General features: G+C 61.4%; 10 protein-coding genes. 7 read left to right on the top strand and 3 right to left on the bottom strand.

What is annotated here, in order from left to right:
• Nucleotides 1-35 precede the first annotated feature (35 nt).
• The 4 genes from C4J89_RS22980 to C4J89_RS22965 all read left to right on the top strand — a co-directional run bounded on the left by C4J89_RS22980 (nt 36) and on the right by C4J89_RS22965 (nt 4,269).
• The gene (locus C4J89_RS22980; RefSeq protein ID WP_124364501.1) at nt 36-482 is read left to right on the top strand and encodes a DUF4879 domain-containing protein; all 447 of its coding nucleotides are present in this window, start codon (nt 36-38) and stop codon (nt 480-482) included.
• A gap of 96 nt (nt 483-578) precedes the next feature.
• Nucleotides 579-1,103 (top strand): (2Fe-2S)-binding protein, encoded by a 525-nt coding sequence (locus C4J89_RS22975; RefSeq protein ID WP_124415650.1) that lies wholly within the window; start codon nt 579-581, stop codon nt 1,101-1,103.
• A complete protein-coding gene (locus C4J89_RS22970; RefSeq protein ID WP_124415649.1) occupies nt 1,100-2,089 on the top strand; it encodes a xanthine dehydrogenase family protein subunit M in 990 nt (329 codons plus the stop codon). The genes C4J89_RS22975 and C4J89_RS22970 overlap by 4 nt, the downstream gene beginning before the upstream one ends.
• Nucleotides 2,086-4,269, top strand: coding sequence for a xanthine dehydrogenase family protein molybdopterin-binding subunit (locus C4J89_RS22965; RefSeq protein ID WP_124415648.1), 2,184 nt, complete (start codon nt 2,086-2,088; stop codon nt 4,267-4,269). The genes C4J89_RS22970 and C4J89_RS22965 overlap by 4 nt, the downstream gene beginning before the upstream one ends.
• A 129-nt stretch (nt 4,270-4,398) precedes the next feature.
• Here the strand turns inward: C4J89_RS22965 and C4J89_RS22960 are convergent, their stop codons facing one another.
• Entirely contained in the window at nt 4,399-5,649 is a 1,251-nt protein-coding gene (locus C4J89_RS22960; protein WP_124364497.1) for an MFS transporter, read from the bottom strand.
• A gap of 318 nt (nt 5,650-5,967) precedes the next feature.
• Here C4J89_RS22960 and C4J89_RS22955 point away from each other — a divergent pair, with 318 nt between their 5' ends.
• The 3 genes from C4J89_RS22955 to C4J89_RS22945 are packed head-to-tail and all read left to right on the top strand — an operon-like array spanning nt 5,968 to nt 8,596.
• Nucleotides 5,968-7,407, top strand: coding sequence for a cytochrome ubiquinol oxidase subunit I (locus C4J89_RS22955; RefSeq protein ID WP_124364496.1), 1,440 nt, complete (start codon nt 5,968-5,970; stop codon nt 7,405-7,407).
• A 1-nt stretch (nt 7,408) separates the two neighbouring features.
• On the top strand, nt 7,409-8,416 hold the full coding sequence (cydB, locus tag C4J89_RS22950) for a cytochrome d ubiquinol oxidase subunit II (RefSeq protein ID WP_124364495.1): 1,008 nt from the start codon (nt 7,409-7,411) through the stop codon (nt 8,414-8,416).
• A 12-nt stretch (nt 8,417-8,428) separates the two neighbouring features.
• Entirely contained in the window at nt 8,429-8,596 is a 168-nt protein-coding gene (locus C4J89_RS22945; RefSeq protein WP_124415647.1) for a DUF2474 domain-containing protein, read from the top strand.
• A 67-nt stretch (nt 8,597-8,663) separates the two neighbouring features.
• Here C4J89_RS22945 and C4J89_RS22940 read toward each other — a convergent pair whose 3' ends face one another.
• Both C4J89_RS22940 and C4J89_RS22935 read right to left on the bottom strand, forming a co-directional pair.
• A complete protein-coding gene (locus tag C4J89_RS22940) occupies nt 8,664-9,788 on the bottom strand; it encodes a class I SAM-dependent methyltransferase (protein ID WP_124415646.1) in 1,125 nt (374 codons plus the stop codon).
• Nucleotides 9,789-9,930: 142 nt separating this feature from the next.
• Complete coding sequence (locus C4J89_RS22935; RefSeq protein ID WP_124416062.1) at nt 9,931-10,641, bottom strand: LuxR family transcriptional regulator; 711 nt, start codon at nt 10,639-10,641, stop codon at nt 9,931-9,933.
• Between the last annotated feature and the right edge of the window lie 117 nt (nt 10,642-10,758).

Here is a 10,758-nt window from a genome sequence, read left to right as displayed (position 1 = left end):
ACTGCGCCGACGTTCAACAGCAGGTCATCGACAGCATGAAAAAAGCCAACGCGTGGAGTCTAGCTCTGATCCCTTGTCTGGGCCTGTGGCTCGGCGCGGCACCGGTGTGGGGCGCGGCTGCACCGGCCTTGAGCGAGGTGCGGGTGTTCAAGGTCGAATCGGCGAAGTGCAGCGAGGCCATCCCGGACCGTGTACAGACCACCCAGATGTGCGAGCATCGTGGGCCCACGAAGGTTTCGGTGATGGAGGTCGGCCTGGGCAACAGCCCGATGGGCCGCTTCAATGGCGCCGAGTTGAACGGGCAGCGCACGGCGGTGTGCCAGGTGGGCAACATCAGTGAGGCCTGTAACGGCGTGGGCACACTGATGGGCTACATCTATGTGTTTGACCTCAACGTGCAAGCCCAGGGTTGGTTCGAGTTCACCAATACCTCGATCAATCCTCCGCAAAACACCCTGAAAGCCCAGCTCAATATCCGCTGATCAATTGGCTTGAACGCTCAAAACCCTGGGAAGTCGTACCCCTGAGACGGCGATTTCCCTGAACGCCGCGGATGTACATCAACCCGTGAGGTGTTTATGAGCGCGACCCCCAATGGCGCGGCGGCCCAGCCGTTCGTCGCCCACCCGATACGCTTGACCTTGAATGGCCAGGATCGCCAATTGAGTGTGTTGCCCTGGACCACCTTGCTGGACCTGCTGCGCGAACAATTGGACCTGGTCGGCAGCAAAAAGGGCTGCGACCATGGCCAGTGCGGCGCGTGCACCGTCTTGCGTGACGGCAAGCGCGTAAACGCCTGCCTGACCCTGGCCGTGATGTGCGACGGCGCCGAGCTGACCACCATCGAAGGCTTGGCCGACGGCGACCAACTGCACCCGATGCAGCAAACCTTCATCAAGCACGATGCCTTCCAATGCGGCTACTGCACCCCCGGCCAGATTTGCTCGGCGGTCGGCCTGGCCAACGAAGGCCGCGCCCACGACAGTGCCCAGGTGCAGGAATTGATGAGCGGCAATCTGTGCCGCTGCGGTGCCTACAGTAATATCCGCGCGGCCATCGAAGAGGCGCTGCCGGCGTGCAGCAACCGGGGAGGTGAGCAATGAACCCCTTCCATTACAGCAAACCGGCCGACGTGCACGAGGCGGTGCACCTGAGCAGCGCGGCATCGCGCTTTATTGCCGGGGGCACCAACCTGCTGGACCTGATGAAAGAGAACATCAGCCGCCCCGAACACCTGATCGATATCACCGGACTGCCGCTCAATGCCATCGAAGAAACCGCCGACGGCGGCCTTCGTATCGGCGCGCTGGTCAGTAATGCCGACCTGGCCTGGCACCCGCTCATCGAGGAGCGTTACCCATTACTGTCCCAGGCCATTCTTGCCGGGGCCTCGCCGCAACTGCGCAACATGGCCAGTACCGGTGGCAACCTGCTGCAACGCACCCGTTGCTACTATTTCTATGACGCCACGGTGCCGTGCAACAAGCGTGAGCCCGGCAGCGGCTGCCCGGCGCGCACCGGCTTGAACCGCATCCATGCGATCCTCGGCGCCAGCGAGCAGTGCGTCGCCACCCACCCTTCGGACATGTGCGTGGCCCTGGCGGCGCTGGAGGCGCGGGTGCATGTCGAAGGGCGCGGCGGGGCGCGGGTCATCGAGTTCGCCGACTTCCACCGCCTGCCCGGCGATGCACCGCAACGCGACAACCAATTGGCCGACGACGAACTGATCACCGCCATTGAATTGCCTGCCGATAACCTGGCCCGCCACAGCCACTACCTGAAAATTCGCGACCGTGCGTCCTACGCGTTCGCGCTGGTGTCGGTTGCCGCCGCGTTGGAATTGAACGGCGACGAGATCATCGACGCCCGCCTGGCCCTTGGCGGTGTGGCCCACAAACCCTGGCGCGACCGCGCGGTAGAGGCGTCGCTGATAGGTCGCAGCGTCAGCCGCGAAACCTTCAGTAACGCTGCCGATGCCCTGCTGCAGGATGCCGAGCCGCTGCAACACAACGGCTTCAAGATCAAGCTGACGCGCCGCGCAATCATTCGTGCACTGAGCGACGCTGCGGTCGCAGGAGAACAGCCATGAGCGCCATCGGCAAACCCCTGGACCGTGTCGACGGTCTGCTCAAGGTCACCGGCAAAGCGCGTTATGCCGGTGAATTTCCCGAGGACGGCCTGCTGCATGGCAGCGTGGTGTCGAGCACCATCGCCAAAGGCCGTGTCCTGCGCATCGATGCCTCCAGGGCTTTGGCACTGCCGGGTGTGGTGGAGGTCATTCATCACCTCAATCGCCCCAAAATCGCCAGCTACGACGATGCCTTCGCCGATGCGGATGCTGCCGACGGCTCGCCATTTCGCCCGCTGTATAACGACCGCGTGCTCTACAGCGGCCAGCCCCTGGCCCTGGTGATCGCCGATAACCTGGAGTTGGCGCGGCATGCCGGCTCGCTGGTCGACATCGAGTACGCGGCGGAAGGTTTCGAAACCGACCTGATCGCCCAGCAGCAATCGGCTCACCCTTCACCTCAGACGCCGCCCGGGCCGCGTGGCAACTTCCAGGCCGAATGGGCCGGTGCCGCCATCAGCCTCGATCTGCACTACAGCACGCCCATCGAACACCATAACCCGATGGAACCCCACGCCAGCACCGTGCTGTACCAGCCCGACGGCACCCTGCATATCCACGATAAAACCCAGGGCCCGCAGAACTGCCAGGCGTATGTGCAAAAAGTCTTTGGCCTGGATAAGAGCCAGGTACGCATCTTCGCCGCGTTCGTCGGTGGCGCGTTTGGGTCGGGCCTGCGCCCACAGTACCAATTGCCGCTGGCGGTGATGGCATCGCTGGCGCTCAAGCGCTCGGTGCGCGTGACCCTGACCCGCCAACAGATGTTCACCTTCGGCTACCGCCCGCGCACCTTGCAGCGCTTGCAGATGGGCGCCGCCGCCAACGGGCGCTTGCTGGCCCTGGGGCATACCGCGATTGGCCAGACTTCGCGCTTCGAGGATTTCAGCGAACACGTGGTGGAATGGAGCGGCATGCTCTACCACTGCGATAACGTGCAATTGACCTACAAACTGGTGCCGCTGGACGTCTTCACCCCACTGGACATGCGCGCTCCCGGCGCCGCCCTGGGCGTGATCGGCCTGGAATGCGCCATGGACGAACTGGCCTGCGCCCTGGCCATCGACCCGGTGCAACTGCGCCTGATCAATTACGCCGAACGTAACCAGAACGAAGACAAGCCCTGGTCGAGCAAAGCCCTGCGCGAGTGTTACAGCGAAGGTGCCGAGCGTTTTGGTTGGAGCCAGCGCAACCCCGAACCACGCAGCATGCGCGACGGCCGCCAGTTGATCGGCTGGGGCATGGCCGGTGGTGTGTGGGAAGCCATGCAGATGAAAGCCAGCGCCAAGGCGCGCCTCGATACGAGCGGCAAACTCACCGTCAGCAGCGCCACCACCGATATCGGCACGGGCACCTACACCGTGATGACCCAGATCGCGGCGCAGGCCAGCGGTGTGGCGGTGGAGGACGTGGTGTTTTTGCTCGGTGATTCCTCACTGCCTACCGCGCCGCTGCAAGGCGGTTCGTTTACCGTGTCGTCCGTCGGCACCGCCGTGCAGCAAGCCTGCGAGGCCTTGACCGCCAAACTGCTGGCCGTTGCCCGGCAGACTTACCCGGTGTTCAAGGATGCCGAGTCCGTGCGCTTTGAAGACGGCCAACTGCACACCGGCGATGTGAGTGTGTCGTTGGCCCAACTGGTCAAGGACAGCGGCGAGGACGCGCTTGAGGTGCAGGTCGACAGCGAGCCCGACAAGAAGCGCGAGGGCTATGCCACGGCCACCCATTCGGCGGTGTTTGTCGAAGTGCGGGTAGATGAAGACTTGGGCACCATCAAGGTCAGCCGCGTGGTCAGCGCGATTGCGGCCGGGCGCGTGGTCAACCCGAAAATGGCGCGCAGCCAGATCCTCGGCGGGGTGGTGTGGGGCATCGGCATGGCGCTGCACGAAGAGACCCAGGTCGACCATCAGCTGGGTCGCTACATGAACCACAGCCTGGCCGAGTACCACATCCCGGTGAATGCCGATATCGGTGAGATTGACGTGGTGTTTGTCCAAGAGCACGACGAAATCGTCAATGCGCTCGGGTCCAAGGGCGTGGGCGAAATCGGCATTGTCGGGGTGGCGGCGGCGGTGGCGAATGCCATCTATCACGCCACTGGCAAGCGGGTTCGGGAGTTTCCGATCACCCTGGACAAAGTGCTCTAAAACACACCGCGTAACTCATGTGGGAGGGGGCTTGCTCCCGATGACGGAGTATCAGTCGAGGATGATGTGACTGATCTACCGCTATCGGGGGCAAGCCCCCTCCCACATTTATCCTGTTCAAGGCTCAGGTTATGCGGTGGGCTTCAGCCCGGGCTCTTCCACCGGCACATGCATCCGGTCCCGATTCGCCAGGGTCGGGAACAGCTTGATCCACACCCCGGTCACCACCAGCGTACCAATCCCGCCCATGACGACGGCGGGCACGGTGCCGAACCAATGGGCGGTGATCCCTGATTCGAACTCACCCAATTGATTGGAAGCACCGATAAACAGGCCGTTGACTGCGCTGACCCGGCCGCGCATCTCATCCGGCGTTTCCAACTGCACGAACGACGCCCGGATCACCATGCTGATCATATCCGCCGCGCCCAGCACCACCAGCACCCCCAGGGAAAACCAGAACGAGGTCGACAGCCCGAACGCGATGGTTGCCACGCCGAACACCCCGACTGCGGTGAACATCACGCGGCCGACCTTGCGGTCCACCGAGAAACGCGCCAGCCACAACGACATCAACAGCGCCCCCACCGCTGGTGCCGAGCGCAACAGGCCCAGGCCCCAGGGGCCGGTCAGCAGGATGTCCTTGGCGAACACCGGCAACAACGCGGTGGCGCCGCCCAGCAGCACGGCAAACAGGTCCAGGGAAATGGCGCCGAGGATGTCCGGCCGGCTGCGGATAAAGCGAATCCCTGCCAGCAGCGAATCCAGGGTGGCCTTGCCTTTGTTCAGCGGCGTCTGGCGCGCAGGCAGGTTCAGGGTCAAGCCGCAGGCGATCAGGTACAGCACTACCGTCGGGCCGTACACCCAAACGCTGCCGAACGCATAGAGCAAACCACCGAGGGCCGGGGCGACGATCGTCGCCAATTGCTGGGCCGATTGCGACGAGGCCACGGCCCGGGGGAATAGCGCGCTGGGCACGATACTCGGCAGCAATGCCTGGGTGGTGGGCATTTCGAATGAACGCGCGGCGCCCAGCAGGAAAGCGAGGATGAAGATCATCTCGCGGGTCACGTTGCCGGTCAGGCCGCCGATGGCCAGGGACAGGGCAATCAGCGCCTGTACGGTCTGGCAGATGGCAGCGACTTTGCGTCGCTCATAGCGATCGGCCACATGCCCGGTGTGCAGCATGAACAGCACGCGCGGCACGAACTCCACCAGGCCGACCAGCCCCAGGTCCAGCACATTGCCAGTCAGTTGGTAGAGGTTCCAGCCGATGGCCACGGTCAGCATCTGGAAGCCGCTGGCGGTAAAGATCCGCGCCAGCCAGAACGCGATGAAGGGGCGGTGGTGACGTAACAGCAACGCAGGTTCACTAGGCATTGGGAGTACAGGTCGAGACCGAAAGGAATGGCGAGATTAGCATTGTGTTGTAACAAATAGTTGCAATAACCCTGGTGAGGCAAGCTGTCACGCGGCAAAAGACCACACAACCGGGCAGCGCAAATGGGACTACTCTTTCAACGATGCTTGATCCAGATCAACACCCGCACCGGGATTGTTCTGGCGGCCGAAAGGCCAGATTCCCTACGTGACGGGTAAAAAAAGAAACGAATTGAAATTCGTCACACTCCATATCCGTGGGGGCAGTGGGTGCAGGCTCCGAGCCCGCAGCCGGTATTACCTGACAGAGGAAGACTTATGTTCGGTTTGGAGGCGCTAGATCTCGCCCGAATTCAATTTGCGTTCACCATCTCGTTTCACATCCTGTTCCCGGCGATCACCATCGGCCTGGCCAGTTACCTTGCGGTGCTGGAGGGTTTGTGGCTCAAGACCCGTAACGACACTTACCGCGACCTCTACCATTTCTGGTCGAAGATCTTTGCCGTCAACTTCGGCATGGGCGTGGTCTCGGGCCTGGTCATGGCGTATCAGTTCGGCACCAACTGGAGCCGCTTCTCCGACTTCGCCGGCGCCGTCACCGGGCCGCTGCTGACGTACGAAGTGCTCACCGCCTTCTTCCTCGAGGCGGGTTTCCTTGGCGTGATGCTGTTCGGCTGGAACAAGGTAGGGCGCAACCTGCACTTCTTCTCCACCGTGATGGTGGCTATCGGTACGCTGATCTCGACCTTCTGGATCCTCTCATCCAATAGCTGGATGCAGACGCCCCAAGGCTTTGAAATCGTTGATGGCCGAGTGATCCCCACCGATTGGTTCGCCGTGGTCTTCAACCCATCGTTCCCCTACCGCCTGGCGCACATGGCTACTGCGGCCTTCGTGGCCACGGCGTTCTTCGTCGGCTCGTCGGCGGCCTGGCACCTGCTGCGCGGCAAGGACAATCCGGCGATCCGCAAGATGCTCTCGATGGCGATGTGGATGGCCTTGATCGTCGCGCCCATCCAGGCGGTGATCGGCGACTTCCACGGCCTCAACACCTTGAAGCACCAGCCGGCAAAAATTGCCGCGATTGAAGGCCACTGGGAAAACATCGGCAATGAACCCACACCGCTGATCCTGTTCGGCTGGCCGGACATGAAGGCTGAAAAAACCAAGTACGCGGTGGAAATTCCCTACCTGGGCAGCCTGATCCTGACCCACTCGTTGGATAAACAGGTGCCGGCGCTCAAGGAATTCCCGCCTGAAGACCGTCCTAATTCGACCGTGGTGTTCTGGTCGTTCCGGGTCATGGTCGGCCTGGGCTTGCTGATGATCTTCACCGGCTTGTTCAGCCTGTGGCTGCGCCGGGGCGACAAGATGTATACGTCCAAGCCGTTCCTGTACCTGGCCTTGTGGATGGGCCCCTCCGGCCTGATCGCGATTCTCGCTGGCTGGTTCACCACCGAAATCGGTCGCCAGCCGTGGGTGGTCTACGGGCTGATGCGCACGGCGGATGCGTCCTCCGGGCATAGCCTGGCGCAGATGACCATCACCCTGGTGCTGTTTGTGGTGGTGTACTTCGCGCTGTTCGGTGCGGGCCTGGGTTACATGATGCGTCTGGTGCGCAAAGGGCCTGTGATTCACGAAGTCACTGAGCCGACCCATGGTGGTCCTGGCCAGAAACGCACACCGGCCCGTCCGCTGTCCGCTGCCGATGATGGCACCGACAACGACCACGACGACATCCAGCACAAGGGGAATTGAGATGGGCATTGATCTGCCGCTGATCTGGGCTGTGATTATCATTTTCGGGATCATGATGTACGTGGTCATGGACGGTTTCGACCTGGGGATCGGCATCCTGTTTCCGTTCGTACCGGGCAAGACTGACCGCGACGTCATGATGAACACCGTGGCACCGGTGTGGGATGGCAATGAGACCTGGCTGGTATTGGGTGGCGCGGGACTGTTTGGTGCGTTCCCGCTGGCCTATTCCGTGGTGTTGTCGGCGTTGTACCTGCCGCTGATCCTGATGCTGATCGGGCTGATTTTTCGTGGCGTGGCCTTTGAGTTCCGCTTCAAGGCCAAGGACCACAAGCGTCACCTGTGGGACAAGGCGTTTATCGGCGGTTCGCTGACGGCCACGTTCTTCCAAGGCGTGGCGCTGGGGGCGTTTATCGATGGGATTCCGGTGGTCAACCGCCAGTTCGCCGGAGGCTCGCTGGACTGGCTCACGCCGTTTACGATGTTCTGTGGCGTGGCATTGATCGTGGCGTATGCGCTGCTCGGCTGCACCTGGCTGATCATGAAGACCGAAGGCAAGTTGCAGGAACAGATGCACAACCTGGCGCGGCCGCTGGCCTTCGTGGTGCTGGCCGTGATCGGTATCGTGAGTATCTGGACACCGCTGACCCACCCGGAAATCGCTTCGCGCTGGTTCACCCTGCCGAACCTGTTCTGGTTCCTGCCGGTGCCGGTGCTGGTACTGGTGACCATGTACGGGCTGATCCGCGCCGTGGCACGCAATGCGCACTACACGCCGTTCCTGCTGACGCTGGTATTGATTTTCCTGGGTTATAGCGGCCTGGGGATCAGCCTGTGGCCGAACATCATCCCACCGTCGGTATCGATCTGGGACGCCGCCGCACCGCCGCAGAGCCAGGGCTTCATGCTGGTAGGCACCTTGTTCATCATCCCGTTCATCCTGGGCTACACCTTCTGGAGCTACTACGTGTTCCGCGGCAAGGTCACCCACGAAGACGGTTATCACTAGGAGGGTCGCGACATGGCGGGCAAACCTTCGTTGCACGACATCGAACAGGCCGAGAAACAGCCGCTGTGGCGGCGCCTTGGGTGGTTGGCGATGATCTGGACCGGCAGTGTGCTAGCCCTGTTTATCGTCGCCAGCCTGATGCGCATGTTCATGAGTGCGGCGGGCCTTACCACACACTGACATCCCGATCCGGGCCTTGCGGTCCGGCTCTTTCAGCCCTGTTCTTCTATAGAAGGCAGGGCTTTTTTTATTTGCGCGCCTTGAGAATGACGAACTTGGGCGTGGCCGCCACGTGTTCGACGCCACGGAACAGGCGCGCCAGCTTGCTGTGATAACCCAGGTGACGGTTGCCCACGATATACAACGCGCCGCCTACCACAAGGGCTTCCCGTGCCTGCTGGAACATGCGCCAGGCGAGGAAATCGCCCACCACCTGCTGCTGGTGGAACGGCGGGTTGCACAGCACCACGTCCAACGACTGCGCTTGCTGGCCGGCCAGGCCGTCGCCAGCACGCACGATCACGTCACGTGCCCCCAGGGCGGCCTGCCAATTCTCGGTGGCTGACTGCACCGCCATGAACGACTCATCCACCAGGGTGTACTGCGCGTCGGGGTTGTGCAGCGCGCTGGCAATCGCCAATACGCCGTTGCCGCAGCCCAGGTCCGCGACGCGGGCGCTGCCCAGGTTGTTCGGCAAGTGGGGCAGGAAGGCGCGCGTGCCGATGTCCAGGCCTTCGCGGCAGAACACATTGGCATGGTTGAGCAATTCGATGGCCGGTGTATCCAGCGTGTAGCGGGTAGGGTAGGGCGATACTGGCGCCGGTCGATCGGCAACGCTGGCGATCAGCAGCCGGGCCTTTTTTACCGCCAGCGTGGCGTGCATCGGCCCGATATAACGTTCCAGCAGCTCGCCAGCGGCGCGTGGCAAGTGTTTGAGCATGGCCCCGGCGATCACTTCGGCGCCCGGCGCCAACTGCCCGTGCAGCCGAATCAACTGTTCTTCCAGCAGCGCCAGGGTTTTTGGCACCCGGAGCAGCACCCGATCGAAAGGCCCGACCGGCACCTGGCTGGCCGGCACGAACGTCACCGCATCAAACGCTTTGCCGTTGCGCACCAGGTTTTTCTCCAGGCCCTGGGCGGCGAGGAACGAGTCCCCGCTGGAGGTCACCTGCACCTGGCCTTCAAGGCTGGCCGCGAGCGCACCGAAGCTGTCATTGAGCACCAGCACACGGGTTGCCGCGTTGGGTTGCTGGCTGGCGAGATGGCTGAGCAGGTACTCATCGGCGGCATCGAAGGCTTGCAGCGGGTCATTGGATTGCTCGGGCTGACGAATCAAATCGAGTTGGGCGAAAGGGCTGTCAAGCAGGGGCATGGCGGGGGAGGCTCTGGGTAATCGACGGAACCGTCTAAGTGAACAGCGAAGCAACCTCTGAAAGGGCAGCATCAACACTCAGAATTGGCCGTAAATGTTACTTTTTTTTGACTGCGATGACATGCGGTGTTTCTTGTCAGGGCTAAAACAGTCCTGCTTTAGAGGCGCTGAGCACGGCCTGGATCTTATTGTGAACCCCCAACTTCTTGAAGGAACTGCTGATATGAAAGCCTATCGTACGCTCGGACAGGCAGAGAATCGCGGCGATCTCGGAAGCGGTCTTGCCCATGGCGGACCACTTGAGCACTTCCGTTTCGCGTGCCGTTAACTTACTGGGCGCGTTGACATGGGTTTTGTCGGCGTATTTTTTTGCCACGACCGCATGCATCGCATGGCAGAGCCACAACACTTGCCCGGCTTTTTCGTAAAGCTCTTCAGGGCTGACCTCGTCTTTGTCACGCGCCAGGGTCAGCATGCTGAACACACCCCGGAAGTCATGGACCGCTTGGGTCCAGCCTAAGTGAACGCCAAACGATCGGGCCAATTCCCACAAATGAGGGGCGTTCCTAAAAGTCTTCTTGTCCCAGACAACGGGCAGCACACTATTTTTACAATGGGCTACAACGGGATCTATATCGAAGAAGTGCGCTTGTTGGTAAAGACTCCTCCATTCAATTGGATGATTACTAAGGTGAACGGGCGTTGTTTGATTGCTTTGGGCTTGGGGACTCATCGTAAATGAGCAATATCGGAATCCCATTTCGTAGGTGTGGTTGACGACCATTTCAAACACGCTGGTGATTTCATTCTCGTCTTCCAGCTTGGGCAGCCGTGTATTTCGCCATCTGACCATCGGTAACTCTCCATAGGTTTCCATGTGCCTTGGGTACGCCCAGATCCCAATGCTGCTCGAAACCAAGTGTAGGAGAACTCCTACACTTGAGCCTTAAAATGTTTTCATTTGTTGGCT

It is taken from the genome of Pseudomonas sp. R4-35-07, from assembly GCF_003852235.1.
Taxonomy (GTDB): domain Bacteria; phylum Pseudomonadota; class Gammaproteobacteria; order Pseudomonadales; family Pseudomonadaceae; genus Aquipseudomonas.
Note: the sequence above shows the minus strand (reverse complement) of the source record. Positions and strands in the feature narration are given on the sequence as shown.